General features: G+C 68.8%; 29 protein-coding genes. 6 read left to right on the forward strand and 23 right to left on the reverse strand.

Translation table 11 applies throughout. The features are described 5' to 3' along the window. A partial coding sequence (locus DDE13_RS15215) for a phage tail tape measure protein (protein ID WP_111405143.1) occupies window positions 1-1,825 on the reverse strand: 1,825 nt, incomplete at its 3' end. 83 nt (window positions 1,826-1,908) lie between these two features. Here DDE13_RS15215 and DDE13_RS15220 point away from each other — a divergent pair. Then, window positions 1,909-2,190: a type II toxin-antitoxin system RelE/ParE family toxin gene (locus tag DDE13_RS15220; RefSeq protein ID WP_111405176.1), complete on the forward strand. Its 282-nt coding sequence runs from the start codon at window positions 1,909-1,911 to the stop codon at window positions 2,188-2,190. 11 nt (window positions 2,191-2,201) lie between these two features. Next, on the forward strand, window positions 2,202-2,492 hold the full coding sequence (locus tag DDE13_RS15225; RefSeq protein ID WP_111405144.1) for a HigA family addiction module antitoxin: 291 nt from the start codon (window positions 2,202-2,204) through the stop codon (window positions 2,490-2,492). On the opposite strand, the gene DDE13_RS15230 is transcribed toward DDE13_RS15225, so the two are convergent. From DDE13_RS15230 to DDE13_RS15245, 4 genes are all read right to left on the reverse strand, one after another. Beyond that, window positions 2,463-2,642, reverse strand: a complete 180-nt coding sequence (locus DDE13_RS15230) for a DUF7697 family protein (RefSeq protein ID WP_235868722.1) — start codon at window positions 2,640-2,642, stop codon at window positions 2,463-2,465. The two genes, DDE13_RS15225 and DDE13_RS15230, sit on opposite strands and share 30 nt — an antisense overlap. Window positions 2,643-2,704: 62 nt before the next feature. After that, on the reverse strand, window positions 2,705-3,160 hold the full coding sequence (locus DDE13_RS15235) for a hypothetical protein (RefSeq protein WP_111405146.1): 456 nt from the start codon (window positions 3,158-3,160) through the stop codon (window positions 2,705-2,707). A gap of 2 nt (window positions 3,161-3,162) precedes the next feature. Further along, on the reverse strand, window positions 3,163-4,104 hold the full coding sequence (locus DDE13_RS15240) for a phage tail tube protein (RefSeq protein WP_111405147.1): 942 nt from the start codon (window positions 4,102-4,104) through the stop codon (window positions 3,163-3,165). A 139-nt stretch (window positions 4,105-4,243) separates the two neighbouring features. Continuing rightward, entirely contained in the window at window positions 4,244-4,663 is a 420-nt protein-coding gene (locus tag DDE13_RS15245; RefSeq protein ID WP_111405148.1) for an acyl-CoA transferase, read from the reverse strand. 163 nt (window positions 4,664-4,826) lie between these two features. On the opposite strand from DDE13_RS15245, the gene DDE13_RS15250 reads away from it, so the two are divergent. Next, window positions 4,827-5,135, forward strand: a complete 309-nt coding sequence (locus DDE13_RS15250) for a type II toxin -antitoxin system TacA 1-like antitoxin (RefSeq protein ID WP_111405149.1) — start codon at window positions 4,827-4,829, stop codon at window positions 5,133-5,135. 136 nt (window positions 5,136-5,271) lie between these two features. Further along, window positions 5,272-5,670 carry a GNAT family N-acetyltransferase gene (locus DDE13_RS15255; protein WP_111405150.1) on the forward strand — a complete coding sequence of 133 codons (399 nt, stop codon included), beginning with the start codon at window positions 5,272-5,274 and terminating at the stop codon, window positions 5,668-5,670. Window positions 5,671-5,684: 14 nt separating this feature from the next. On the opposite strand, the gene DDE13_RS15260 is transcribed toward DDE13_RS15255, so the two are convergent. The 8 genes from DDE13_RS15260 to DDE13_RS15295 form a co-directional block, all read right to left on the reverse strand. Beyond that, window positions 5,685-6,317 (reverse strand): DUF6441 family protein, encoded by a 633-nt coding sequence (locus DDE13_RS15260; RefSeq protein ID WP_111405151.1) that lies wholly within the window; start codon window positions 6,315-6,317, stop codon window positions 5,685-5,687. After that, window positions 6,314-6,625 (reverse strand): head-tail joining protein, encoded by a 312-nt coding sequence (locus tag DDE13_RS15265; protein WP_111405152.1) that lies wholly within the window; start codon window positions 6,623-6,625, stop codon window positions 6,314-6,316. The genes DDE13_RS15260 and DDE13_RS15265 overlap by 4 nt, the downstream gene beginning before the upstream one ends. Continuing rightward, a complete protein-coding gene (locus DDE13_RS15270; protein ID WP_111405153.1) occupies window positions 6,625-6,960 on the reverse strand; it encodes a DUF2190 family protein in 336 nt (111 codons plus the stop codon). Before DDE13_RS15270 ends, DDE13_RS15265 begins: the two co-directional genes overlap by 1 nt. An 85-nt stretch (window positions 6,961-7,045) precedes the next feature. Then, window positions 7,046-9,100 carry a prohead protease/major capsid protein fusion protein gene (locus tag DDE13_RS15275; RefSeq protein WP_111405177.1) on the reverse strand — a complete coding sequence of 685 codons (2,055 nt, stop codon included), beginning with the start codon at window positions 9,098-9,100 and terminating at the stop codon, window positions 7,046-7,048. Window positions 9,101-9,113: 13 nt separating this feature from the next. Further along, window positions 9,114-10,625 carry a phage portal protein gene (locus DDE13_RS15280; RefSeq protein WP_222626117.1) on the reverse strand — a complete coding sequence of 504 codons (1,512 nt, stop codon included), beginning with the start codon at window positions 10,623-10,625 and terminating at the stop codon, window positions 9,114-9,116. Continuing rightward, complete coding sequence (locus tag DDE13_RS15285; RefSeq protein WP_111405155.1) at window positions 10,625-10,831, reverse strand: phage head-tail joining protein; 207 nt, start codon at window positions 10,829-10,831, stop codon at window positions 10,625-10,627. Before DDE13_RS15285 ends, DDE13_RS15280 begins: the two co-directional genes overlap by 1 nt. Before the next feature lie 2 nt (window positions 10,832-10,833). Then, entirely contained in the window at window positions 10,834-12,828 is a 1,995-nt protein-coding gene (locus DDE13_RS15290) for a phage terminase large subunit family protein (RefSeq protein ID WP_111405156.1), read from the reverse strand. Next, complete coding sequence (locus DDE13_RS15295) at window positions 12,779-13,372, reverse strand: hypothetical protein (protein WP_111405157.1); 594 nt, start codon at window positions 13,370-13,372, stop codon at window positions 12,779-12,781. Before DDE13_RS15295 ends, DDE13_RS15290 begins: the two co-directional genes overlap by 50 nt. A 111-nt stretch (window positions 13,373-13,483) precedes the next feature. Here DDE13_RS15295 and DDE13_RS15300 point away from each other — a divergent pair, with 111 nt between their 5' ends. After that, window positions 13,484-13,756, forward strand: a complete 273-nt coding sequence (locus DDE13_RS15300; protein WP_111405158.1) for a hypothetical protein — start codon at window positions 13,484-13,486, stop codon at window positions 13,754-13,756. A gap of 93 nt (window positions 13,757-13,849) precedes the next feature. Then, entirely contained in the window at window positions 13,850-14,437 is a 588-nt protein-coding gene (locus tag DDE13_RS15305) for a DUF3489 domain-containing protein (RefSeq protein ID WP_111405159.1), read from the forward strand. A gap of 54 nt (window positions 14,438-14,491) precedes the next feature. Here DDE13_RS15305 and DDE13_RS15310 read toward each other — a convergent pair whose 3' ends face one another. The 10 genes from DDE13_RS15310 to DDE13_RS15355 form a co-directional block, all read right to left on the reverse strand. After that, entirely contained in the window at window positions 14,492-14,716 is a 225-nt protein-coding gene (locus tag DDE13_RS15310; protein WP_111405160.1) for a DUF7220 family protein, read from the reverse strand. After that, a complete protein-coding gene (locus DDE13_RS15315) occupies window positions 14,713-15,702 on the reverse strand; it encodes a DNA cytosine methyltransferase (protein WP_111405161.1) in 990 nt (329 codons plus the stop codon). The genes DDE13_RS15310 and DDE13_RS15315 overlap by 4 nt, the downstream gene beginning before the upstream one ends. After that, window positions 15,702-17,024 carry a site-specific DNA-methyltransferase gene (locus DDE13_RS15320; protein WP_111405162.1) on the reverse strand — a complete coding sequence of 441 codons (1,323 nt, stop codon included), beginning with the start codon at window positions 17,022-17,024 and terminating at the stop codon, window positions 15,702-15,704. Before DDE13_RS15320 ends, DDE13_RS15315 begins: the two co-directional genes overlap by 1 nt. 450 nt (window positions 17,025-17,474) lie before the next feature. Next, window positions 17,475-17,903, reverse strand: a complete 429-nt coding sequence (locus DDE13_RS15325; RefSeq protein WP_111405163.1) for a DUF6362 family protein — start codon at window positions 17,901-17,903, stop codon at window positions 17,475-17,477. Beyond that, window positions 17,900-18,097, reverse strand: a complete 198-nt coding sequence (locus DDE13_RS15330) for a hypothetical protein (protein WP_111405164.1) — start codon at window positions 18,095-18,097, stop codon at window positions 17,900-17,902. The genes DDE13_RS15325 and DDE13_RS15330 overlap by 4 nt, the downstream gene beginning before the upstream one ends. After that, window positions 18,094-18,630: a crossover junction endodeoxyribonuclease RuvC gene (locus DDE13_RS15335; protein WP_111405165.1), complete on the reverse strand. Its 537-nt coding sequence runs from the start codon at window positions 18,628-18,630 to the stop codon at window positions 18,094-18,096. Before DDE13_RS15335 ends, DDE13_RS15330 begins: the two co-directional genes overlap by 4 nt. Before the next feature lie 367 nt (window positions 18,631-18,997). Next, entirely contained in the window at window positions 18,998-21,286 is a 2,289-nt protein-coding gene (locus DDE13_RS15340; RefSeq protein ID WP_111405178.1) for an AAA family ATPase, read from the reverse strand. Then, window positions 21,283-22,041 carry a PD-(D/E)XK nuclease family protein gene (locus tag DDE13_RS15345; RefSeq protein WP_111405166.1) on the reverse strand — a complete coding sequence of 253 codons (759 nt, stop codon included), beginning with the start codon at window positions 22,039-22,041 and terminating at the stop codon, window positions 21,283-21,285. Before DDE13_RS15345 ends, DDE13_RS15340 begins: the two co-directional genes overlap by 4 nt. Beyond that, entirely contained in the window at window positions 22,041-22,475 is a 435-nt protein-coding gene (locus tag DDE13_RS22960) for a DUF6511 domain-containing protein (RefSeq protein WP_162631043.1), read from the reverse strand. Before DDE13_RS22960 ends, DDE13_RS15345 begins: the two co-directional genes overlap by 1 nt. After that, window positions 22,472-24,139 carry a DEAD/DEAH box helicase gene (locus DDE13_RS15355; protein WP_111405168.1) on the reverse strand — a complete coding sequence of 556 codons (1,668 nt, stop codon included), beginning with the start codon at window positions 24,137-24,139 and terminating at the stop codon, window positions 22,472-22,474. Before DDE13_RS15355 ends, DDE13_RS22960 begins: the two co-directional genes overlap by 4 nt. Between the last annotated feature and the right edge of the window lie 10 nt (window positions 24,140-24,149).

Below are 24,149 nucleotides of genomic sequence, written 5' to 3' on the forward strand. Positions count from 1 at the left end.
CGGGCTCCGCCGCAGCGGCGGCAGCCCCGGCCGCCGCGCCTGCACCCGTCGCGGCGCGTCCGGCATCGCCGAGCGCCGTTTCCAGCCGCTCGGCAGCACCCGTGGCCTCGGTCAGCGCATCGGCACTGGCCTCGTCGGTGCCGCGCACCGCATCACGTAGGGCCTGCCAGCTTTCCAGTGGCGCACTGGCCCCTTCGGCCAGATCGCGAGCGGCGCCGCGATAGAGGTTCGCGGACTCGAGTGCCCGGTTTGCCGCCTCGGTCAGACCGAGATCGGGCGCGGTCAGCGGGTTGTCCTCGAAGGCCCGGTCGAAGGCCGCCTGCGCCGCTGTCGTCGCGGCACTGACCGCGCCCTCGAAGCGGTTCTCGATCTCGCCAAGGTCGAGGTCCGGCACCAACGAGATGCGCCGCTCCGATCCGAGCGCTTCCAGCCCCTGGTTGATGCCGCCGATGAAACCGTTGATGCGCGAGACCACGCCGTTCAGCATCGCCTCGACGCCGTCGACGAGGCTGTTGGCCGCCTGGAACGCCAGATCGCCGATGGCGGCGGGCAGCAGACCCCAGACCGCCTTGATCGCCTCATAGGCGCCTTCGAACGTGTTAGCCGCCGTGTTGCCGAAAGCCACGACGCTCTCGATGGCGCTCTGCATGCCAGACGCCGCATCGGCCTTCAGGTCGAAGAACATCGCCGTGGCGGCCGCACCCGCCGCAGCTGCGCCCATGCGGATCCGCTCCCACACCTCGACCGCGAGGTCCTTCAAGAGCGACATCGCCTCGCCGAAGCCGCCCGCCCCGGACACGAGGCGGGTGAACTGGTAGACAAGTTCGCCCGCGCCGACGATCAGCGCGCCAATGCCGGTGCGGATCAGCGCGCCGCGCAGGACGACGAGCGCCGTGGCAACGCCTCGTACCGAAAGGGCAGCAGCCGCCATTCCGGCGACCCAGCGTCCCGCGAAAAAGGCGGCGAAAGAGGCGGCGTAGGTGGTCAGGCGACCGATGTTGTCGAAGAGACCGCGGATCGCGATGCCGAGCGGCCCGGTGCGGCTGGCGACAGCAGCCATGGCGTTCGCGACGGCTTCCAGTGCCGGGGCTGCGGCGACGGCAAGCTGGTTGGAGAGCCCGCGCCAGATCAGTCCGAGCCGGGAGATCGCATCGTTCGTCCGCTCGATCTGGTCCGCGTCCTGCTCGGAGACCACGACACCGAAAGCAAGCACGTCCTCCGTCGCCTGGCGCAGCGTCGCGGTGTCGATCCCGCCCATGGCGATGGAGCCTTCCTCGCCGAAGAGCTGGCCCGCGACGGCCGCGCGTTCGGCGGCAGGCACGAAGCTCTCGATGGCCGCGTTGATCGCACCCACGCGCTGGTCCAGCGGCAATGCGATCAGCTCGTTGGCCGAGAGCCCCAGCCGGTCCAGCGCATCGGCCGCGGGACCGGTCCCGGCGGCCGCCTGGCTGAGACGGCGCGTCAGATCCTTGGTGGCCTGCTCGATTCCGGACATCGACACGCCTGCCAGCTCGCCAGCCCGCTCGAGGGTCTGGATGGAAGCGACGGTGGTGTCCAGCGACTGCGCGAGCTTGGCCTGCGCATCGACTGTCTGCAGGCCCGAGCGGATCATCGCCAGGCCAGCGGCGGCAGCGGCTGCCACGGCGGCGGCCGCCGCGACCCGGACCCGCCGCGAGAAGGCCGCGAGCCGGGCGTTGGCCGCTTCCATCTCGCGGCTCAGCCGTCCGAAGCCGCGCGCCCCGGCCTCGCCGACGCCCTCAAGCTCAGCGCGCACCTGCCGTCCGCCCACGGCCGCGAGGCGGACCGACACACGTTTTTCGGCCATTCCGATCCTCTTGAGATGATGTCAGGCTTCGGAGCGGCTCACCGCCCCCTTGAAATATGTATCATGACGTGATACATGGCCCCATGATCGTCAGCACGAAGGGCAAGCTCGCGGCGAACGCGGTGGCAGACCGTTTCGGCAAGGGTTTCCCGGCCGACCTGGTCAAGCGAACGCGGGCGATGCTGTCGGCACTCGATGCCGCCGTGGTCCTCGAGGATCTCCGGTTTCCACCGGGCAATCATCTCGAGGAACTGAAGGGCGACCGGGCGGGACAGCATTCGGTGCGCATCAATGACCAGTGGCGCATCTGCTTCGTGTGGACGGATCAGGGGCCGGCCGATGTCGAGATCGTCGACTACCATTGAAAGGACGCGACATGACACTGATGAAGAACCCCTCTCACCCGGGCGAGGTCCTGTCCGAGCTCTATCTCGGGCCGCTCGACATGAGCCCGATCGCGCTCGCCAAGCGCCTTCACGTTCCCCGCACGCGGATCGAGCGGCTGGTGAAGGGTGAAACCGCGCTCACCGTGGACACGGCGATCCGGCTCGCGAAGTTCTTCCGCACGACCCCGGAGTACTGGATGAACCTGCAGCGCGCGTGGGATCTAGCGCGGGCGCGCGACACGATCGACGTCTCAGACATCACCCCCCTCGAGGCCGCCTGACGCCATCTGTTCGTTGAGTTTGGAAACCATCACCGCTTCGATCACGGGCAGCAGTTCGGCCATGACGAGCGGCGGCACGCCGAGCGCGTCACCAAGCGCAAGCGCCGCCGACATGTCCCAGCCAATCACCGCGCCGGGCAGGACGCGCAACTGGCCGCCAAGGCGGCCGACGAGATCCCAGACCTGCCAGCCTTCGTGCGTGAGGGGGCGGTTCAGCCGCGCCGGGCAGTCCGGGCAGGCTTGCTCGCGGCCCTCGTAGGGTGCGCAGGCTTGGCAGTATCGCTCGCCCCCGCCGAAGGACCATTCGGCGAGAGCGCGGAGGCGTTTTTTTCCTGCTCCAGCAGGAGACCCTTGGAGACGTAGGCCAGCTGGAAGGCCTCGAAGATCGGCCAGACGTCGAGCAGCGCGTCGATGGCCTCCGGCCTCGGGTCGATGGGGTTGCCGTCCCCGTCGCCGATGCCCTCCCAGGCCAGCACCGCTCGCCGCGCCAGCGCCTTTGCAAAGGCGACGGCGCGCTCCTCGTCGGAGGCGTCCTCGGGCACGGCCTCGACAGCCGGGTCGCTGCGCGTCGCCACCATCAGGGCGGTGGTCAATGGGCGCAACTGCACCCGGACGCCGGGCGCGAGATCATGCCAGCGCGGTTCATTCGTCAGGTCGAGCGTCAGCATTCCTAGTACACCTCGATGTCGTTGATCAGGGTCGCCGTGCACATCCGCCCAACCACGCTGTCGCGGGAGGCCTGCCAGTCGAAGGTTGCCTGCACCCCCTGCGGCCCGGAAATCTCGATCCGCGGGCGCGGCAGGTAGACGGCGTGCACGGTGAAGGTGAAGCTCTCGCCCGAGGGCAGGACGTAGGCGAATTCCATCTCGCAGGCCTCGCCGTTGATCGCCTGCGTCACCAGCGTCTGGTCGGCGAAGCGGACCTCGATCCGGCCGGTCAGCGCCGCGATGCTTGGGTCCGCACCGTCGATGCGGCCGTCGCTCCGGATCGTCTCGATCCGGTCGAGGTTGTTGGCATAGGTGATCTCGGCGGAGACCACGTTGCCGAGCGCCGTGCCGTTGCGGGTGATTGCCCCGTTGAAATGCCCGAAGCGCTTCAGCTCCAGCGCGGCGGGCGTTCCGGCGCTGGTCGTCGTGCCCACCGTCTCGCCCTGCGCCACCAGCCGCGCCGTGGCGGTCAGCAGCCCCGAGCGCTGCATCTGCCAGGTGATCTGGTCGAGCACGCACCCTGAGTACATCGCGTAGCGCGGCACCTCCGGCATGCCGGTCTCGATTGACATGCTGGGGAGCGTCCAGGACCCGGATTGGAACTCGTGGGTGTACGGCGCCTCCGCGCCCGTGGTTGTGGGCGTGCCGAAGGCCGCCTTCAGCCAGAAGCCGAATGCCTCGGCGTCGAGTGGCACGACGACATCGCCGTCCGCCGTCACCGCGTCCTTGATCGGCGTCAGCGGATCGCGGCCGTAGCCGAGAAGCTCCGAGTTCAGCAGCGGTTGCTCCGCCCCCAGCGAGGTGCTGGCGAAGGGCATGCGGGTGAAGCCGCTGGCGGGCGGCGTTCCATAGGTCGTCTCGAACGCAAGCGCCATCAGCGCCCGCGCCCCCTGGGCTCGTGCCATGGTGTTCTCCTCGGGTTGTCGGGGTCAGGCCAGCGGGTCGGCCGTGGAATAGTGCAGCACCACCGGGAGTGAGGCGGATGAGACTACAGTCCAGTGGACTGTCGTCCCGCCGAACGCGGCCTTCAGGCTGGCCGCAGGTTCACCCAAGTGGGTCGTCAGTTGAATAATGCAAGACGACCGGAATGACCGCCGCCTTGAGGCTGGCCGCGCCCTCGACCGGCAGGTCCACCGGCCGCGGCGCTTCGGCCTCGACCCAGTCGCAGAGTCCGCCCAGCGTGCGGTCGGCGGCGAGTGCACTGCCGATGCTGGCGGTCAGCGTGTCGAAGGCGACGTCACGGTCGGCGCCCTGTACGACCGCCTCGATCTCGGCCCGGTGCTGGTAGTGGTACCGTAGCGGCGAGAGCGTGACCTCCGGTTCGCCCGGCTCGCCGTCGCGCAGGATCAGCAGCCCCTCGGTCGGGACACGCTCGGGCAGCACCTCGCCGCGCAGGACAGTGGCCGGCAGCACCGAGAGCCGCGCGTGTAGCGCGGCGAGGATGGTTTCACGGGGCGTGGGCATGGTGTTATCGTCCGGATCGACGGTTGTCTGGGAGGATCACCGGCATGCCGATCACGATGGGTGTCATCATTATCCGCCTCACCGTGGTGAGGACGATCGCGATGATGATCATTGACATGTACGGCGTTATACCGTACATGAATTGCTCTGAAGGAGACCGGCCATGTTCGCCATCGAGACTGTGAGCCCGACCCCGGGCAAGATGGAAGCGCGCAAGGAATTGCGCATGCACCGCGCGGATGAAGAGCGCATCAAGGCCGCTGCTGCTGCAACCGGCCTGCAGGAAGCCGACTTCATTCGTCAGGCGGCCCTTCTGCGTGCGCAGGAGGTCGAACAACGTGTGTCCCTCTCTATCTTGCCCGCCCAGGCATTCGATGCATTCAAGGCAGCCGTCGAGGCGCCCGGTCAGGTCGTGCCCGGGTTGGCTCGTGCCGCGGAAGCGTCGAAGGGCCTCCTGAAGGATACCGGCTGAGACCGCGGCGGACGCGCCCGCTCTGACGATCGCGAAATTCGACAAGGCGCTGCATGACCGCAGCGCCTTCTCTTGTGGCTTTGGCCCTATCGACAACTTCCTGAAGTCGTCGCTCTCGGACCAGATCAAGACCGGAATGGTCGCTGCGTGGATTGCCACAGCTGGCGACGATCCTGTCGTTCTGGGCTTTTACACTCTCGGCGCAATGGCCGTCCGAGCGGATCTCGGCCCCGGGAAATGGCAACGCGCCGGTGTGCCGGACATCCCTGTTATCTACATCCGCGCGGTTGCCGTGCGCGATGACATGCAGGGCAAAGGGCTCGGAACCGCCCTCGTCGTGGACGCCATGCGGCGCTGCCTCGGGATCGCCGATCAGATGGGCGCTGCGGCCATCGTCCTCGATGTGCTCAAGGACGATCACTTCGAACGTCGCTGGAAATTCTACGAAGAGCTCGGCTTCCAGCCGCTCGGCGACCCCGAGAACCCCCAGCGCGTTTTCATTCCGATGGCGAACGTGCGTGCGACGCTGGGCTGAAAAGCCGCTTCACATCAAATCCGCCCCTCCACCCAGTTTGCCACGATCAACCCCGGCACGCTGTCGTGGGCATGCTGGGAGTCGCGGTCCAGATCCAGCCGCTTCGGCAGCTTGACCTGCGGGACCAGCAGGAAGATCGGCGCGGTGACCTGGTTGCGGCCGGTCCTCGCGCGCGAGGCGACGGCCAAACCGCGCTTGTTGATGCGAGCCCGGTCGGCGACGAGCAGGCTCGGGCCGCGGCGGCGGTAGACGAAGCGGAGGCGCAGCCCCCGCCGGCGTTCCCATTCGCCGGGGGTGAGCTTGGCGCCGCGCAGGCCGCGGCCGGCGGCCTCGGTCGGGATCGCGAGCCAGAAACCGTCCTTCGAGCGGATCAGCGGGCCGGTGTCGTGAGCGCCAACGATGACCGGGGCCTTGGACCAGACCAGCGCCGCGGCGTTCAGGCTCTCGCCCGCCTTCGGATAGGTCTGGCTCCGGATCGAGTTGGCGAGCCGACGGCCGAGCCCCGCGCCGGTGATCTGGCCGCGCCAGGCGGTCTTGAGCCCGGTCCCGGCCTCGCGCATGGCGGCGGTCACGGCCTTTTCGCCCGCCTTCACCTCGGCGGCCATGGCGGCGACGAGATCGGGCGTGATGTCGAGCTTCAGCTTCATGCCGGGCGCAGGTCCACAGTCCAGACGAGCCGCTCGCGGTCGCGGACGGGCTCGCCCTGGATGAGGAAGGCCCCGCCGTCGATCTCGATGCGGTCGCCGGGCCGTGGGTGCGGCGCGTCAGCCACGCGCAGGTCCAGCCGGGCGGTCTCCGACCAGATGCGCGCCTCGCCGAAGTTCGTGACGTCGTCCGGCCGGCGCAGGATTGCGCGGACGAGCGACGGCGCGCCGCCCTCGGCCGTGTAGACGACGTCGCGCGCGATGTGCGCGTCGGCGAAGAGCGCGTCGAGGGCGGCTGCGAAGGCGGTCATCAGAAGGCCGCGTTGAGCCGGACCCGGCCGATGGTGTCGCCGGCCCCGCCCGCCACGGCCTCGACGGCCACGCCGATCAGGGTGTTGTCGGTCGTGACCGTGGTGCAGCGCTTGTTGGTGTCGTCCCAATACACCTTGGCGCCCACGGTCCAGGCCTGCGAGCCGATCTTGGTGAGGTCGAAGACGCCGGTGAGCGCGGCCTCGACGGTGGCGCCGTTGGCGGCATCGCCGGCGGCCACGCCGAAGATGGCGCCGACGAGCAGGCCGTCGCCGGAGGTCACGGCATAGGGTGCGGTCAGGGTGAGGGTGGCGCCGGGCTGGACGTAGTTCTTCATCGCGTAATCCTTTCGCGGAACGTCGACGGGCGGCCCATGGGGACCGCCCGTGCGTCAGGGATCAGGGTTCAGGGGATGGCCCGGCTCACGCGCCGGGATTCTTGTAGAGGCCGCGCCAGTCGATGGCCTTGGCGCCGAAGTCGAGGCGGCACTTGATCTCCACACCGTCGACGTCGAAGCCGTTGCGCGTCTCGATGTAGGCGCCCTGCTGGCCCTCGAGATAGGCGTATTCGATGGTGTCGATCTGGTTCGGCGAGGCCGCCAAGTACCACGCCGTCTCGCTCGCCGCGTCGAGCCGCGGCTCGGCGATGGGCGAGAGCGTCCGGATCGACTGCGGCACCACGTTGCCGCTCTGCGCGGGCACGAGGTTCTGGGCGACCAGTTGCTCGGCCTTCAGCTCCAGCGCGGCCGGCACGATCAGGAAGGCGGGCCGGATGTTCAGCACCGTCTTCTTGTCGAGCCCGGTCTGCTTGCGCATCGCCGCCCGCGCGAGGCCCACGCTGTCCACCCCGAGCGCCGCGCCGCTGCCGGCGAGGTTCTTGTGGGTCGAATGGAACAGCGCCGTGCCGTCCGCCATCGCCGGGTTCGACGTAACGATGTCCCAGACCACGTCGCTTTCGAGCTGCGCGATCGAGTTGCCGTACATCGCCGGGATCCGGGTGAAGGCGTCGAGATCGTCATTGATCAGCACCTGCCGGGTGATGGCGACGACGCGGCCGTAGGTCTCGATGCGGTAGCTCTCCTTGCTCTCGCCGAGGGTGCCGCGCTTGAACTCGCCGCTCTCGCCGACTTTCAGGAGCTGCGGCGACTCGCCCAGCTGGACCCGGTGCATGGCCTTGAAGTCCGTGGCCAGCACCTGCCGGCAGAAGAGCGGGAAGGTCCGCGGATAGGCCTCGTAGGCCTGGCGCAGCGTCTTGTTGGTGACGGCGGCGAGGATCTCGGGGAAGTCCGAGGTCGAGTGCAGCGCACGCGTGGCCACCTCGTCGCGCGAGAGGCCGCGGGTGCTGGCGCCCGCCGTCTCGAGGCTTTCGCGGGCGAGTTCCATCAGCGTCATGCCGCGGTATTCCCGGGCCGCGTCCTCCAGCGGGAAGAGCGTCGGACTGTAGCGGTGCAGGAGCGCGTTCGAGATCGCCTCGCGCCGCGTGACCGTGGCGTCGCGCCCGCCGAGCGGGATCGAGACATGGGGGAAGGTGCGCGTCTCGTCCGCCTTGGCCGCAACCTGGTCGAGGATCAGCCGGCGGGCCTCATCGATGGAGACGCCGCGCTTGATCAGATCGTCGGCGAAGCCGCGCTCGAGCTGGAGCTTGTCGGCCAGCCCGTGGATCGTGGAGACGCGCTCCCGCTCCTGCGTGCGCGCCTCGGTCACCAGCGCGTCGGTGTCCACGGTGCGGCTGCGGTCCTCCGGCGCCGGGTCGGGCGTCGCCTTTGGCTTGGTGTCGGCGGCGCGGGTCTGCGGTCCGGCAGCGCCGGTCTTGTCATCGGTCATCGTGGTCTCCTCGGGCGCTGCGGTTTCGCTTTTGTGCTCGGCCGTTTCTGCCTTGGTCTGGGTCCTGTCGGTCATCGGGGATGCTCCTTGCTCTGTAGGGGCGTCCCGGCGGTGGAGGACGCAAGTCTCGTGTTCGCCCTTGGCGCGGAAGCCGGCGGCGGGGTCGGCGCCCACGGGCACGGCGGAAATCTCGAACGGGGTCCAGTCCACCGCCCGCCACAGCTCCCGCTGGCCATCGGGCTTGGATATCTCGAAGCGGTGGACCTGGTAGCCGATGGAGACCGCGCGGATATGCCCGGCCTCGATGTCGCGCCAGATGTCGCCCACGGCGTCGCGCTCGGAGAGTCGGATGCGGGCAACGCCCTGTCCGTTCTCGATCCGCGCGGATCCCGGCACGACCGAGCCGATCACCGCGTCGAGGTCGTGCGCCTCGTGCACCTTCAGGAAGGGCGCGCCCGCGTTCAGTCGCTCGAGCCGCACATGCTCGGGCGCCATGCTCAGTTCCTCGTCAAGCGGCTCGCCGAAGAGCGCGGCGCGCCGCACCCGGGCGCCGGTCGACCAGATCACCTCGACGCTGCGCGTCTCCGGGTCGATGCTGTTCGGCGATAGCTCCGCCGACCGGCGGAACGCCGGCAGTTCGATCGTCTGCTCCATGAATGGATCCTCGTCAGGCCCCGTCGCCGTCCGGATCGTCCGGATCGGTCGCGGGGGCGGCCGGCGCATTGGACTGCGCGCTGCCGGTCTTGGTGACCCGGCGCGGGTCGCTGTCGAGCACGAGCCCCAGCGAGTCGAGCTTGGCGTTCGTAGCCGCGATCTCAGCCAGCACTGCGTCCGGGTTGCGACCCTGCCGGGCGATGGCCTCGGCCAGCGTCATCGTGCCGGAGCGGATGGCCAGCAGGTCGGCCATCGCGTCCTTCTGCGGATCGACCGCCTCGAACTTGGGCGGCGACCATTCCACCGGCACGTCGGGCGTCGGGATGCGCCCCGCAGCCCATGCGGCTTCCGTGAACCAGCGCCAGCTAGGGGCGCAGAACATCGGGATGAAAAGCTGCCATTGGACCGCATCGATCATCCGGCGGAACTCCACGAGCCCTGCGCGGATGGACGAGTAGTTCACCTGGGACAGGTCCCCGGTGAGCAACTCGTAGGGCACCCGGAACCCGGCCGAGATCGTGTGCAGGCTCGCCCGCTTGTATTCGCCGTAGCCGCCCGTCGCCGCGGGCTGGTTGAAGCGGATGTCCTTGCCGCCGCGGGCATAGGCGATGAGACCCGGCTCGAACTGCTCGACCCGGTTGCCGTCGGCATCGACCACCGCGGGCGCAATGCCCTGCTGCGCTTCCTCGTCGCCGAAGACGATGGCGGTGACGCAGGCTTCGGTTTTCTTGCGGACGATCTCGGCCACCTCGTAATCGTCGAGATCGCGCAGGGCCCGGATCACCGGCGCGCCCCAGGGCACGCCGCGCGCCTGCGTCCGCTGCTTCTCGTAGACATGGGCGATCTCGCTGGCCGGCACCGCGCGGCTGGTGAGCCCGCCGGTGAGGCTGAACGTGGCGTCGCCCGGATGCGCGCCGAAGAGCCAGTAGGCCCGGCGCCGCCCGAGCGCGTCGAACTCGATCCCCTGCACCGCCTGGCCCGTGCCAAGCGCCCCGTTGCGGGTCGCGTCAAGGAAGTCGGCCTCGAGCAGCTGGAGCTGCACGGGCGGCATGACGCCATCGCCGGGGCGCCGCGGGCGGCGGCGAACCAGCACCTCGCCGGCCTCCACCATCTCGCGGCAAGCGAGCGTCTGCAGCCCGTAGAAGTCGAGCTGGCCGTCCGCGTCGCAGCCGCGCGCCCAGATCTCGAAGAGTCGGTCCACCTCGCGGTCGAGGGCCGCGTCACCGCTGGCCGCGCGCGGCATGATCCCGGCGCCGACGATGTTGTTCACGAGCACCGAGACCGCCTTGGCCGCGTGCGGGTTGTTGCGCACCAGGTCCCGCATCCGGTCCCGCAGGAGCGCGCCGGCCCGGCCGATCTCGGCGTCGGCCGAGGATCGCGGCGCGTGCCAGCCGTCCGTGCGTCGTCCCCGCGCCGCGCCCTCGTAGGAGCGCGCGAGCCCCTCGAAGGCCTGCCGCGCCAGCACCCGGCGCGTGGCCGTGCGCGGGGCGACCGAGGCGATGGCCCTGTCGAGCCACGAGACCATCAGCGATCCCCGCGCGAGAAGCCGGCGAAGCTCGCGATGGGCCGCGCCGTGGCGCCGGCGATCTGGCGCTCGATGGTGCGGATGCGCCCGAGCAGGTCCTCGGCCGAGCCGTAGTCCACGGTCTTGCCGTCATAGCTCACCCGCGTCGTCCCGCTTGCATAGGCGCGCCGGAGCGCCGCGAGTTCCGCTTCCGTCCAGTCGGCCATTGTCAAAACCATCCTTCCCGCCGCCCGAGCCAGTCGGAGCGGCGCTTGCCTTGCGTGCCCGGATCGGGTCGCCCAATCAGCCCGGCGGGGCTGTCCATGCCACTCGGGACGCCGAGTTGGGCTTCGAGATCGGCCCATGTCGCCTCGGGCCAGCGATCCGCGCCCGCGATCCAGGCGGCGGCGCGGGCATAGACCCGGCAGTCCAGCGCTTCGTTGCGCTCGCGCAGCTTCTGCCATTCGAGCTTGGCGAAGCCGCGGCGGTTGCGCACCGTCACCAGCTGCTCGGCCGTCAGCTGCCGGATCCACTCGGTGTCGGCCCAGCCGGGCACATGCACCGTGCCGGGCGGGAACGCCGCGCCTGCGTCCAGCTCCTCGGCCGTCGGCCGGTCGACGCGCAGGAAACGGTAGGTCTCGGCCTTGAAGGTCGAGACCGCCACGGTCCAGAGCCGCGCCCCCCGGCGCAGCCGCTTTCCGCCCGCGGTCGCGTCGACGAAGGTCGGACCCGACACCGGGCTCGAACGGTTGAAGCCCTCGAGCCCCTTGACCGGCGCCACCTGCGCGAAGCCGACCGAGCGCGCCCAGCCATAGACCGCGGCCGTCTCGTAGCCCGTGTCGATGGCGAGGCGCGCGAGACCGAGTTCAGCCCCGCCGGCATGCCGCCAGTTCCGGCCGAGCAGATCGGTCAGCGCCTCCCAACTCTCCGGACGCGCCGGGCCGCCTTCGATCACAATGTGATCTACGAGCCAGCTTTCCAGCCCGCGGCCCCAGGCCCAGACATCGACCTCGATCCGGTCCTTCTGGACGTCTGCGCCGGCGGTCAGGAACAGACCCTTGTCCGGCACGGTGCCGGCCGGCCAATCCTCGCGCCGCTCCGCGATCCGCTGCCAGTCCGGCGCGTCGCCGGTCTCGATCCAGGTCTCGCCGAGTACCGTGTTGCGGAACACCCGCTCGGCCTCGTCCGAGCCGGCCGCCGTCTCCTTGTCCCGCGCGATGTCGGCCCAGCTCTTCCACCCCGGCGGCGAATAGAGCGCCGAGAGATGAAACCCCACCGTCCGCGTATCGCGGGCCTCGGCGGTCGCCCGCCATTCGCCCGCCGCCAGCATCGCCGGCTTGTGGTGCTCCTCGATCGGCTCGTCGCAGGCATCGCAGTGATACGCCGCCGTTTCCGGTTTGCCCTTTTCCCAGCGCAGCCGCTCGAACCGCAGCCACTGCATCGCGCCGCAATGCGGGCACGGCACGAAGAACCGCCGCTGGTCGCTCGCCTCGTATTCCCGCTCGATCCGGCTGACGCCGCGGATCGTCGGCGTCGAGACCAGGAAGACCTTCCGCCGGTGCGCGAAGGTCAGCGAGCGCGCCTCGGCGAGCCCGACCGGATCGCCTTCCTCGTCCGCGGAGGCCGGATAGGCGTCGACCTCGTCGAGGAAGACGTAGCGCGCCGGCATCGAGCGAAGGCCCACCGCCGAATTGGCTCCGGTCATCACCAGCACGCCGCCCGGGAAATCCTTCGACAGCTGCGTGTTGCCGCTGTCGCGCGCCCGCGCCGGGCGGACGCGTTCCTTCAGCGCCGGGCTCTCCTCGATCAGCGGGTCGATCCGCTGGCGCGAGTTGCGCTTGGCGAGCTCCACCGTCGGCTGGACCGCGAGCATCGGGCCCGGCGCGTGGTGGATCACGAAGCCGATCCAGTTGTTGCCGGCCTCCGTCGCGCCCACCTGCGCGGCCTTCATGAACACGACCCGTTGCGTCGGATCGCCGGGCGAGAGCGCGTCCATGATCGCGCGCATGTAGGGCGTGCGCTCGGTCCGGTACCGGCCGGGCTCGGCGCTCGCGCGCGAGCTCAGCCAACGATGCGTGTCCGACCATTCCGAGACGGTCAGCCAGGGATCGGGCGTGAGCCCGCGGCCCCAGGCCCGGAGCAGCGCCTCCGCCCCGTCAAAGGTTGCGATATCCTCAGAGGGCGATCCGGGGCTGGGCGAGTTCCTTGAGATGGGCGCGGACATGGGCCTCCAGAACCTTCTGCATGGCCGCCGTCTCGATGGTCACCTCGTGGCCTACCGCTTCGCTGCATGAGGCCGTCAACTCCGCCGCCATCAGCGCAGCCACCCGCGCCGGCCAGTTGACCCATGCGTCGCGTTCCTCGCGCGCGAGCCGGAAGACCAGCGCCGTGGCGCGGTCACGGTCGACGAGCTCGCCCTTCAGCTTAGCGAGCCGGATGCGCCGCTCCTGCGCCTTCAGCACCTCATGCGCCGTCTTCGCCTGCAGGAAGGTCGTCCCGCCACCCGTCGCGGGTGCGGCGAGCCCCTGTTCCTTGAGGGTGTCGCCCACGGCGGAAACCGCCGCCTCGGGCACAGGCTTCATCTTGGGCGCCGGCGCCTTCCTGGTCTTCGACGGGTCAGTCGCCTCGGCCCGAAGCCGGTCCGAGGCTGCGGCGTCGATGCTGCCATCCTCGTGCAGGACCAGCCGGCCGGCGGCCTTCGCCTTCTGGATCGCGCCGCGCGACAGCCCGACATGGGCGGCGTACTGGCGCTCGCTCATGCCCTGCATCGCCAACCCCGATTATCATTCAAAGTCAGGTGCTTATCGAGTTGATAAGCCCGGCCAGCGGAGCGAACGTCCATCCCACAAGGACGATGCAACTCACCTGGAGCCACAACGATGACCACGCGCCTGAACCCGATCACCACCCCGCGCCACGAACTGCGCGCCGAGAAGGCCCGGCGCAATCGCGAGGCCGCGCTCGCCGCCTTCATCGGCAAGAAGGCCGAGATCGACGAGATGCTCGCCCGCCTGCAGGCGCTCAGCGACGACCACTTCAACGTCCACCCCGACGAGGTGAACTGGGGCCATGTCGGCACCCTCGAACACTACGCGAGCCTCCTGAAGCGCATGACCGACAGCGCCTTCGGCGAGGGCGAACACGCCGAGTGATCTCCGGCAACGCCGGAACTCCTGCCGCGCCCTGCGCGGCTCGGGGTCGTAGGAGGGTCGCGACGGTCGCGGCCCCGAAACCGGAGACCCCAGATGACCAAGCTTTCCGACACCCAGCTCGTGATCTTAAGCGCCGCCGCGCAACGTGAGGATCGCAACGTCCTGCCGCTCCCCGGCTCGCTCCGGGGCGGCGCCGCCGCCAAGGTCGTCGGCGCGCTGCTCTCCCGCGGGCTGATCGTCGAAACACCGACCGACAGCCAGACCAAGGCCGATGCAGCGCTCAACCGTATCTGGCGCAACGACGGGGACGGACGCGCCATCCTCCTGCACATCACCGATGCGGGCCTCGCCGCCATAGGCGTCGAGCCGGAGAGCGGCGACAGCGCGCCCACGGGCGCCGACGAAGCGCCGAGTGCGGAGGCCCCGCAGGACGCTCCCGACGAGGCCGATCCCGCGCCCAAAGCGCGCACACCGCGCGCGGGCACGAAGCAGGCGAAGCTGATCGAGATGCTCCGCGCCGACGGCGGCGCGACCATCGATGAGATCGTGGCGGCCCTCGACTGGCAAGCTCACACGGCTAGGGGCGCCATGTCCGGCGCGCTGAAAAAGAAGCTCGGCCTCACCATCACCTCCGAGAAAATCGAGGGGCGCGGTAGGGCCTACCGCATCACAGACAACTGACGCCGCACACCACGACGGTCCCGATGCCGCCGCCCCGCATGGGGCGGCGGTTCTTCATTCCGAATTCCGCATCCGGATCGCCTCGAACAGTCGCCGCAGCGCATAGCCGCGCACCAGCGAGGCGCCGACGAAGGCGAGACCGATGGTCAGATGCTCCGCGAGACCCGTCTCGATCCCGAACCACGGGAACACGACGATCTGCGTGGCGATGGCCAGAACGTAGCCGACGACAACGTTTGCCGTGGCCTCGATCAGCGACATGATCCGAGTCTGCTTCATCGCAGGCTCTCCAGAAACGCCATCACGAATTCCGCCGCGAGCGGCGGCACGATCGCATTGCCGTAGCCCCGCAGGAGCCCCATGCGGCCGGGTATCCCATCAGCCAGCGGGAATGATCCGGGTTCAACGGGCCGCCAGCGGCCATCCCGGCAGAGGAGCCAGTCCGGATCTCGCCAGACGCCGTCCGTCGCATTGGCCCCGGCAGGGTCGGCGCCGTCGACCAGTCCACCAGCTTCACCGTCCTGCGGCTCGCATCGGTGTTGCCGGCTGCGTTGTATCGGTCCGTAGCGGGCGAGCCCGCCATGGCCGTCGGCCAGCCCGCCAGCCAGACCTGTCGGCCGAGCAGCGCATTGATCGGCACCGCCCGGCATTCCGACCCGTCCTTGTGATCCCGCGCCGAGGCCGTCGCCCAACCCGCGCGTGACTGTGTCCACGGCGACGGCGCCGAAGAACAGCCGCTGCCGGATGTGCGGCGCGCCGATGCCCGCAGCCGGCAGATCGGCCGCCGCGACGGCGTAAGATGCCGCTTCCAGGTCAGCCGCCAGAGCGTCGAACCACGCCCAGCCAGCCGGGCCCTCAACTGCCGCGCGAGACTTTCTGCCAACCGGTCCGAGCACTGCCGCGCTCGCGACCTGCTCTCCGAAGACGAGCTCCGGGCGGCAGGCTGCGACGAGCCGCAGGAAAGCCGGGGCGAGGTGACGGTCATCGTCCTGTCCCTTGCGCTGCCCGGCCTGGCTGAAGGGTTGGCAAGGCGGCGAGCCGGTCCAGATGGACCGATCCTCGGCCACGCCGGCGAGGCGCAGTGCGTAGGGCCAGCCGCCGATCCCGGCGAAGAAATGGCATTGCACGAAGCCGCGCAGGTCGGCGGGCTCCACCTCGAGGATGGACCGCTCGTCCACCTCGCCCGGGGGCAGGTGTCCGGCCGCGATCAGCTCCCGCAGCCATGCACATGCCGCGGGATCGGCATCGTTGTAGTAGACGGCCATCAGGCAGCGGCATCGGCCTTGTCGCCCAGCCGCTCGGCCTTCACCTCTGCGAAGGTCCGGCCATCGCCGTCAAGGGTCGCGTCGCGGCCGGTTTCGGCCTGCCAGCGTTCGATGGCAACATCGACATAGGCCGGGCTGATCTCCATCGCGAAGACGCGGCGGCCATTGGCCTCGCCCGCCATGATCTGCGAGCCGGAGCCGGAGAACGGCTCGTAGCAGAGCCCGCCGCGGGCGACGTGCTGGCGCATCGGGATCCCGAAGGCGTCGAGCGGTTTCGGCGTCGGATGGTCGGGGCGCTCGTCCTTGGCGAAACTCGGCAGCGCCCATGTCGACGGCAGCGTTTCCTCGGCTACTTTCGGCGGGCGGTTCGGGCGGCGCCAGCCCATGAAGCAGGGCTCGTGCTTCCAGAGGTAATGCGACCGGGTCAGGACCCCGCGGTCCTTCACCCAGATGATCTGCTGATGCACGAAAGCGCCCGCCTTCTCCCAGCAGGCCTCGAGCATCGCCTGGCGGCGCGAGGCGTGCCAGCAGTACCAGGCGGCGTCCTCGGTGATGGCTTCGGCGACCGCCGCGGCGATGAAGCCGTCGTACAGCTCCGCGCCCTGCGAACTGTCGTCCCAGGTCGTGCCGTAGGACGCGGACCAATCCTTGTTCCGCGTCGGGTGGTTCGAGCCGTCGTAGTCGACGAGATACGGCGGGTCGGTCGCGAACAGGATCGCGCGCTCACCGTTCATCAGGCGGCGCACGTCGTCATGGCTGGTGCTGTCACCGCAGAGCAGCCGGTGATCGCCGAGGATCCACAGATCGCCCTTGCGCGAGGCCGGATTGCGCGGCGGTTCCGGGATGGTCACCGGAGGCACGGAGCCCCCGGCGCCGCCCTCTTCTTCACCGCCCCCGTCCGGATCGAAGGCCAGCAGCTTGTCCAGCTCGCCATCCGAGAACCCGACCAGCGACAGGTCATAGTCGTCTGCCAGCAGGTCCTGCAGTTCGGCCGACAGCAGCGCCTCGTCCCAGGTGCCGAGTTCCGTCAGCTTGTTGTCCGCGATGCGGTAGGCCCGGCGCTGCGCCTCGGTCAGGTGGCCCAGCACGATGACCGGCGCCTCGGTCAGCCCGAGCTGCGTTGCGGCCAGCACACGCCCATGCCCGGCGATCAGCTCCCCGTCCTCGCCGACGAGGCACGGCACGGTCCAGCCGAACTCGGCCATGCTGGCGGCGATCTTCGCGACCTGGTCGGCCCCATGCAACTTCGCGTTCTTCGCGTAGGGCTGGAGCTTGGCCAGCGGCCAGGTCTCGATCCGCTCGGGGGCGAAGGCGAGGTTCATGGGCGAGTGGTTTCCGTCGATGAGGTGGATGCCGGCCGGAATCCGGACTCCGGATGCCGCGCTGGACTCCAAGCGGGGTCCAGCGGCGTCCGGGGCATCCGGCCCGAAGGCCAGCGTTCATTGAGGTTTGCGCGGGTGGCTTATGAACCCGGCTTCCGGGTGGCTTCCCAAAAAACCGGCCCTGTCGCTGGCGAAATATCGCGCCAAGCCCTCCAGCATACATAGTCGCCGGGAAGGAACCGCGGACTTGGACTGCGGGGGCGGACAGCGGCCCGCAAGGAAAGGATAAGCGCCTTTCCTTTCGTAACGGGTTCGCCAACGAAAGGATTGTTTTGCTCGGGTCCGTCCCGGGCGCGCCTCTCCCGAGTATATCTGGTTTCTAACCCGGGAGAGCCGTTTTTGTCTTAGCGAAAACTGTCCGGCGGACACTTTCCTATTGCGCCCATGGGCTTACGCGCCACCGGCCAGAGCGATCACCTTGCGCTTCGACAGGCTGCGATTGAACGACCGCCTGTTGAGCGTCAGAGCGATCACCGAAAGCCCGTATTGCCAGTGCTGATGCGCAGCTGAGCGCCGCAGACCGACCGCCCAGCAGATCTCCTTCCAGCGCTCGCCATGCGCTTTCATCCAGACGATCTTGCCGTCGAGCGGCTCGAGACAGGCCGTCCAGGTCAGGGTCTCTTCCATCCGGCTGATGTCCTGCGGCGAGGGCAGCACGCGCATGGGCTTCGGCTCCTGGCCGACCTTGTCGCCGAAGCTGTGGACGATCTCGGGCCATGTGCTGAAGTATCCCTGCCGCCGTGGTTCGGGCATCCGCTTCAGCACGAGGGCCGCCACGGCGAGCCGCTCCTCGACCATTGCTGGGGTCCAGTCCGTCATCGCTGCACCTCCAGTTCCGCGGGGCGCGCACCGTAGAGACGCTCGCCGAGTTGCCGTACCAGTTCCCGCTCAGGCCAAGTAAGTCTCTGGTCGTCAAGCGAAACCGCGAAGATGCCTTGCTCCTTCCACCCTTCGCGCCGGATCTGCTCGGGGCCGCGGCGATGGCCGCCATAGCCCTTGGGGTGCCACCTCATTGGATGCCTCCCTTGGTCTCCAGCGCCCAGAACAGGATCGCGATGGCGTCGGCTTCGTTGTCGTCGGCCGGGCTGAAGCCGCGGGCCCGGGCGGCCGCGATCATGGCGTCCTTGTTGGCGTTGCCCTTGCCGGTGGCGAAGCGCTTGATCGTGCCGACAGGGACGCCCTCGTAGGGAACGCCGCGGAGTTCGGCCCAGGAGGTCAACGTGGCCATGAGCCCGCCGTAGACATGCGCGGCGTCCGTGCCGGCGTGGCGGCGGACCTCCTCGAACCATATCGCGGCGATAGGCCCGGAGAGCCGATCCAGTTCGGCCAGCCAGTTGGTGAAGCGCAGGTAGCGCATTCCGCCGCCATCGAAGCGACCGGGACGGAAGGACACGGTGCCGGAAGTGATCAACCCGTCGGCGCCATGCAGCGCCCACCCGGTGGTGGTGCCGAGATCGAGCGCGAGCAAGGTGCGATCGGCGCGGTGCGCGACAGGCAGATCGGGGATTGCCTCGCGGCGGTGCGTGGCGAGAGTCAGGTCAGCCATGGGTGGTCTCCTCTTCTGGTTGGCTGCTCGGGTGGAAGACGACGGCGGCCTGGTGCTTGGCGGTACGGGGCCGCCGTCGTCGGATCGGGATGTGCAGAAAGCGTCGAGGCCCACGCGCGCGGATACCCATCGACGTATGGGAGGAGAGGCCAAACCTGCCGGTTGGCCTCCCCATACGTAGTATGGGGGCTTCCCCACTCGCCTCATGTTTTGGGCGTAGAGCTTTGTTTTCATTGCGCTTTTACGGGGCGGGCAATGAGAGAGGCCGATGAGGAAGACCTTTCTCATCTTCATGCACAACCCATTGATTTCATTGGGCCATGAGGAAGGGATGAGAATGAGGAAGGCCGCGCTCATGATGAGGAAGTCAGTCATGAGCCTCCTCCGGATAGACCCAGACGGAGGGGTTCTCGACCTCGCGCGCGCGGCCGGAATGGGGGCATTTGTAATGGGTCGGTAGGACCGCTACGCCCTCGTCGAGAACCTCGCCAGTCTCGGCGTCGATGACGGGATCGCGGCCGAAGCGCATGTCCCGGACGACGAGATACCCGAAATGCGATTGCGTGCCGGGGAAGCCGTGCTCCGTGAAATTTCGGCGGAACTTGATCTGCCCCTTGGTGGCGAGGACTGCGAGCCGTTCGCGGATGCTGTAGCGCCCGCCAAGATCGTGCTGGTTCTCGAACGCTTCGGCAAACTGGGTGGCGGTGTAGAGCCGTCCCTCGGCCGCCTCGTCGAAGATCAGCCCGAGGACGACCAAATTTTTGCGATCCCGCTCCGCGTCATGCCGGGCGCCCAGATCCTTGCGCACCAGCCGCTCGCTGCTCGGGGTGAGTTCGGTCCAGGTGCCGTTCAGCTTGTCGACCACCTTGGCAGGCAGCGCGGGGCCGTTTCTGAGCTCAATTTCCAGCCGCCTCTGGGTCGAGTCCTCGTCCGGCCGGTGCAGGATAAGGCCGGTGGTGTAGAAGCCCCGGAGCGCGCTGGCGCCGGAGAGCGCGAGGAACGGATCCTCCTTCACCTGGTGCTTCGACAGCTTCTTGGTGTGGTGGACGAGGATCACGCCGCAGTTGGGATTGACGTGGTCGCGCAGGACCTCCACCCGGTCCTTGAGGAAGAACATCATTGCCGCGTTGTCGTTCTCGCCGCCGCCATCCGGCCCGCCGTCGAAGAGGTTGCGGATCGGGTCGATGCAGAGGATGTCGAGCGGTTCGTCGGGGAACGCGGCCCTGATCGCCTCGGCCACGCGGGCGCTGCCCTCGGCATCGAGCAGCATCCGCAGCTTCGGCGTGACGACCAGGTTGTCGCGCGCGGCGGCGATCAGCTCGGGCGGCAGACCGATCTGCTGCATGCGTTCGCGCAGGTAGTGGTACTGGATCTCGGCCTGCAGGTAGAAGATCCGCAGCGGCCGTGGCGGAGTGAAGCCGAGGAAGGGCACGCCCGCCGCCATGTGCACGAGCAATGCGATCAGCAGGTCGCTCTTGCCCACCTTGGGCGCGCCGCCCAGCACCAGGAGCCCGCCCGGCGTCAGCACGCGCGGGCCGATGATGTCGTCGGGCATCGGGCTGGTGTCGTCGAGCAGCGCGCCCAGCGTGAAGGTCGGCAGCTCGGTCTGCGCTGGGGACGCGCCGTCGAGGCGGATCAGCGGCGGCCCGTGCCGCTTGATGTGCAACTCCCACAATCGGTTGGTCTCGCGCTTCAGCCGGTCGAGCGGCCAGGAGGGGCGCAGCATCGCGGCGTTGTAGCCGCAGATCGCCGTCCAGCCCTCGTCCATCGAGATCCGGCCCTCGTGGACCAGACGCAGGAAATAGCCGATGGCGGCCGACGCCCCCTCGAAACGGGACCACTCATCCGTGCCGCCCTCGTGCACCGGGGTCATGAGCACATCGTCGATGGCGGGTTTCTCGCGGGGCTCGGCCGAGGCCATTCCGACGCCAGCCATCGGCGGCATGTCGGCGACGCGTTCGGCCATCTCGGCGAGATCGACCTCGAGCTCGGTCGCCTCGCGGATCTGCACGAGCCGGGTCAGCCCGCCCTTGTGATAGACGGTGCCGGGCACACGGATCGGCTGGTGGGCCGAGCGGAAATGCGTGTCGCCGCCGACCTTCAGCGCGATCTCGCCACGAAGCTGGCAGAGCCGGTCGAGATCAAGGCCCTCCGCGGGCTCCGTCAGCTTCCACCAGACATGGAGCTTGGTTGCGCCCTCAAGCGTCCGCCCGCCGCTCTCGACGATCAGGGTCGGCCGGCCGAGATGGTGGAGGAGGTGATCGAGCTTGGCGGGAATGTCGCCCGAGTCGAGATCGACCACGACGCTCTGCATCTGCAGGACGTCCGCCGCCCGGGCCTGGCCCGTTTCCGCGACCGTGCCAGGGATAACGTAGACCGCTGCGCCCTCGCGCGATGCCCATCCGGCGAAGGTAGTGAGCTTCTCCGGCGCGGTGGCATCCGCGTCGATCCATATGTTGTGCGGCCGTCCGTCCTTTCCCTGACCCTTGTCGATGAAACCGCGGACCGGGATCAGGCCCTCCGAATAGCCGAAAACCACGTCGACGAAACGGGCGATCTGGTCCGCGTCCGGTTCGACCGCGAAGGGATCGGCCAGAGGTGCTGCGTCGTTGAAGTCCCGCCAGGGGTTGAAGTGGATGATGTTGTCGTCGCTCATGCCGGCAAGCCCCAGCAGCGCTCGACCCACGGGCAGAACCGGCATTCGAAGAAGTCGCGATTTGCCGCAATGCGCGGCAGCAGCTCGCCTGCATCGGTGGCCTGCAAGATCCGCACGCCGCGGTCGGACATGCGCTGCGCGAGGTCGGCATCGAAAGGCACGAGCTCATGGTGGAGCTCGGCCGTATCCTTGTTGATCGCGGTGAAGAGCGCCGGGTTGGCCGAGATGCCCGGCACCGTCGCTTCCATGTAGGCTTGGTAGAGCGCGATCTGGGCGGCGTAGACGGGCTTGGCGACGGTCACGCCCTTGGCCACCGTCTCGCGCCAGTTCTTCGCGTTCATCGTCTTGCATTCCCAGAGCGCCGGCGTGCGCAGCCCCAGCACCGCGGGGGCCTCGGCGACGATCCCGTCGACATGGCCCCGGATGCGCCCGCCTGCGACGGAGAACCCGAACTGGCCCCCGTCACGTTTTTGGGTGACCAAATCGAGCCCCGCCGCCCGAAGCCAGCGGATGGCGAGATCCTCGAGTTCGTGCCCGATCGCGAAGATCCGCAGCGACCGGCCCGAGAAGTCCTGGCCCTCGTCCTTCGGTGCGCGCGCGAATTCGAACTGCAGCGCGCGTTCGCAGGCATGGCCCAGCCGCGACGCGCCGAGATAGTCGCGTGGAGGTGTCGCTGCGCGTTCGGCCTCGAGCGCGGCATCCACGGCGGCGTTGATGCGCTCCGCGATGCCGGGGCGGTGGTTGTAGTCCAGCATCAGAACGGGATCTCCGACTCCGCGGCGATCTCCGCCATCTCCGCGCGGAACGCCTCGACGGTGGTGACGATCAGCCGGTGCATGTCGTTCTGCGTCAGCTGGCCCAGCGGACGGTCCCAGCCGATCCGCTCCATTTCGGGGGCGAGCGCGCGCATGACGGCGGGCAGCGCCTGGGTTTCCTCCTCGGTGAAATCGACCATGCTCAGTCCTCTCTTTGCTTTGCGGGTGAAGGCCGCCTGACAGCCCATGGAGCAGAACCAGCGGCGGGTTTGGCTGCGGTCCCGGCGCGGCCGGTGGGGATCGAACCAGCCAAAGCCACGCGTGCGGGATGTGCAGACGGCGCAGAGCACCGGGCGCGGATGCCAGAGGCGATCAAAGCCCGGTCGATCCGCAGCCTCTGCGGGCGGGGATGGGATTTCCGCGACATGGCTCACGCCGTCCTCCGCTCGGGCGCGGCCGACATGACGAGCCGCCGGATGTCGCGCCGGTTGAACTGGAAGGTGATCAGCGCCGAGGCGCGGTAGCGGGTCAGCCCGTAATCCTGCCGCTGCGCCGGCGAGAGGTACTGAAGCTGTTTCTCCGTCGGCGCCTGGCCCAGCCAGCGCCGGGACTTGAAGGCGCTCTCATCGGTCTCGTGCTCGTTCAGCCAGTCGTCGGCCTGCGCCAGACAGACGGTGCGTTCACCCACGCCGAGAAGGCGCGTCCGCTCATTCTTGGCGCCGCCTACGGCGTGCCAGCGGCCTTCGAGAAAAAACACGCCGCCCCAGGCATTGAAGCCGCTCGCCATGAGCGCGGACTCGTCATCGAACAGATCCTCCCAGGCGAAGCTGGAGCGCTTGAGGAGGTCGATCTCGGTCAGGACGACGGTTTCGAGCGGCTGATAGCCATTGCTCAGGAACTCGTGGCCGCAGATCGGGCATTGGCGGGCTGCGAGCGGGACCGTCGCCTCGCATTCCGGGCAGGTCTTCGTCGGCGCGTCGCATGGCGTGGGATCGCGGCCGTCGAGATCGACGTCCTGCTCCAGCGTGCCATGGGTCAGGCTCGAGATCCCGAAATCCAGCACGATGCAGTCGGACTTGACGATGCCGGGATGCTCGGCGGGATCGACGGTGCGCAGGCCGCGCCCGACCATCTGGATCATGGTCGACTTGCAGGAACTGGGGCGCAGCAGCACGACGCAGGAGGTGGGCGGGTGGTCCCAGCCCTCGGTCAGCACCGCCACGTTGACGATGATCTGGATTTCGCCAGCGGCATAGGCCGCGAGGATCCGGCGGCGCGTCTCGGTGCCAAGATCGCCGTGGATGATGCCGGCGGAAATCCCGTGGCCATTGAAGGCTTCGGCGACATTTTCCGCGTGGGCGACGGTCGAGCAGAAAATCACGGTCTGCCGGTCACCGGCCTTCTCGCGCCAGTGCCGGATGACCTCGGCCGTGATCGGCGCGCGGTTCATGATCTCCGCGACGGCGCCCATGTCGTAGTCGGACGCGGTCTTTCGGACGGCACGCAGCTTCTCCTGCACGCCCACATCGATCACGAAGGTCCGCGGCGGGACGAGGTGACCAGACGCGATCAGTTCGGCCAGCGTGACCTGGTCGCCGACATTATCGAAGACCTCGCGTAGGCCCTTCCTGTCGCCGCGGTTGGGGGTCGCCGTGACGCCGAAGATGCGTGCTTCGGGATTGGCGTCGCGCACGCGGTCGATGATACGACGGTAGCTGTCGGCCACCGCGTGATGCGCCTCGTCGATCACCAGCAGATCGAGCCGCGGCATCGCCTTCAGGCTCGGCGAGCGCGACAGGGTCGGCGCCATGGCGAAGGTGACCTGGCCGGCCCACGACTTCGAGCCGGCATCCACCACGGACGTGGTCACCTCCGGATTGACCCGGCCGAACTTCGCGCGGTTCTGCCCGGTCAGCTCGTCGCGATGGGCGAGAACGCAGGCCTTGGCCTCCGTCTCCTCCACCAGCTTGCCGGTGACCGCGGAGAGCATGATCGTCTTGCCGGCGCCCGTGGGCGCGACGCCAAGCGTGTTGCCGTGCTTCGAGAGCGCAGCGAGGCTGCGCTCCACGAAGACTTTCTGGCGGGGACGAAGCCGCATCGGACGCCCC

The sequence above is a fragment of the Meridianimarinicoccus zhengii genome (genome assembly GCF_003254465.1).
In the GTDB taxonomy this organism is placed as follows: domain Bacteria; phylum Pseudomonadota; class Alphaproteobacteria; order Rhodobacterales; family Rhodobacteraceae; genus Meridianimarinicoccus; species Meridianimarinicoccus zhengii.

Excerpts from the sequence above, each read along its gene's own strand:
- DDE13_RS15300 (WP_111405158.1), top strand. The coding sequence starts at position 13,484 with ATGACCACGCGCCTGAACCCGATCACCACCCCGCGCCACGAACTGCGC.
- DDE13_RS15305 (WP_111405159.1), top strand. The coding sequence starts at position 13,850 with ATGACCAAGCTTTCCGACACCCAGCTCGTGATCTTAAGCGCCGCCGCG.
- DDE13_RS15320 (WP_111405162.1), bottom strand. The coding sequence starts at position 17,024 with ATGAACCTCGCCTTCGCCCCCGAGCGGATCGAGACCTGGCCGCTGGCC.
- DDE13_RS15275 (WP_111405177.1), bottom strand. The coding sequence starts at position 9,100 with ATGGAGCAGACGATCGAACTGCCGGCGTTCCGCCGGTCGGCGGAGCTA.
- DDE13_RS15335 (WP_111405165.1), bottom strand. The coding sequence starts at position 18,630 with ATGGCTGACCTGACTCTCGCCACGCACCGCCGCGAGGCAATCCCCGAT.
- DDE13_RS15325 (WP_111405163.1), bottom strand. The coding sequence starts at position 17,903 with ATGACGGACTGGACCCCAGCAATGGTCGAGGAGCGGCTCGCCGTGGCG.
- DDE13_RS15280 (WP_222626117.1), bottom strand. The coding sequence starts at position 10,625 with ATGGTCTCGTGGCTCGACAGGGCCATCGCCTCGGTCGCCCCGCGCACG.
- DDE13_RS15270 (WP_111405153.1), bottom strand. The coding sequence starts at position 6,960 with ATGAAGAACTACGTCCAGCCCGGCGCCACCCTCACCCTGACCGCACCC.
- DDE13_RS15340 (WP_111405178.1), bottom strand. The coding sequence starts at position 21,286 with ATGAGCGACGACAACATCATCCACTTCAACCCCTGGCGGGACTTCAAC.
- DDE13_RS15245 (WP_111405148.1), bottom strand. The coding sequence starts at position 4,663 with ATGCCCACGCCCCGTGAAACCATCCTCGCCGCGCTACACGCGCGGCTC.
- DDE13_RS15240 (WP_111405147.1), bottom strand. The coding sequence starts at position 4,104 with ATGGCACGAGCCCAGGGGGCGCGGGCGCTGATGGCGCTTGCGTTCGAG.
- DDE13_RS15225 (WP_111405144.1), top strand. The coding sequence starts at position 2,202 with ATGACACTGATGAAGAACCCCTCTCACCCGGGCGAGGTCCTGTCCGAG.
- DDE13_RS15290 (WP_111405156.1), bottom strand. The coding sequence starts at position 12,828 with ATGTCCGCGCCCATCTCAAGGAACTCGCCCAGCCCCGGATCGCCCTCT.
- DDE13_RS15310 (WP_111405160.1), bottom strand. The coding sequence starts at position 14,716 with ATGAAGCAGACTCGGATCATGTCGCTGATCGAGGCCACGGCAAACGTT.
- DDE13_RS15330 (WP_111405164.1), bottom strand. The coding sequence starts at position 18,097 with ATGAGGTGGCACCCCAAGGGCTATGGCGGCCATCGCCGCGGCCCCGAG.
- DDE13_RS15265 (WP_111405152.1), bottom strand. The coding sequence starts at position 6,625 with ATGACCGCCTTCGCAGCCGCCCTCGACGCGCTCTTCGCCGACGCGCAC.
- DDE13_RS15345 (WP_111405166.1), bottom strand. The coding sequence starts at position 22,041 with ATGCTGGACTACAACCACCGCCCCGGCATCGCGGAGCGCATCAACGCC.
- DDE13_RS15260 (WP_111405151.1), bottom strand. The coding sequence starts at position 6,317 with ATGAAGCTGAAGCTCGACATCACGCCCGATCTCGTCGCCGCCATGGCC.
- DDE13_RS15315 (WP_111405161.1), bottom strand. The coding sequence starts at position 15,702 with ATGGCCGTCTACTACAACGATGCCGATCCCGCGGCATGTGCATGGCTG.
- DDE13_RS15355 (WP_111405168.1), bottom strand. The coding sequence starts at position 24,139 with ATGCGGCTTCGTCCCCGCCAGAAAGTCTTCGTGGAGCGCAGCCTCGCT.
- DDE13_RS15250 (WP_111405149.1), top strand. The coding sequence starts at position 4,827 with ATGTTCGCCATCGAGACTGTGAGCCCGACCCCGGGCAAGATGGAAGCG.
- DDE13_RS15255 (WP_111405150.1), top strand. The coding sequence starts at position 5,272 with ATGGTCGCTGCGTGGATTGCCACAGCTGGCGACGATCCTGTCGTTCTG.
- DDE13_RS15285 (WP_111405155.1), bottom strand. The coding sequence starts at position 10,831 with ATGGCCGACTGGACGGAAGCGGAACTCGCGGCGCTCCGGCGCGCCTAT.
- DDE13_RS15220 (WP_111405176.1), top strand. The coding sequence starts at position 1,909 with ATGATCGTCAGCACGAAGGGCAAGCTCGCGGCGAACGCGGTGGCAGAC.
- DDE13_RS15295 (WP_111405157.1), bottom strand. The coding sequence starts at position 13,372 with ATGCAGGGCATGAGCGAGCGCCAGTACGCCGCCCATGTCGGGCTGTCG.
- DDE13_RS15235 (WP_111405146.1), bottom strand. The coding sequence starts at position 3,160 with ATGCTGACGCTCGACCTGACGAATGAACCGCGCTGGCATGATCTCGCG.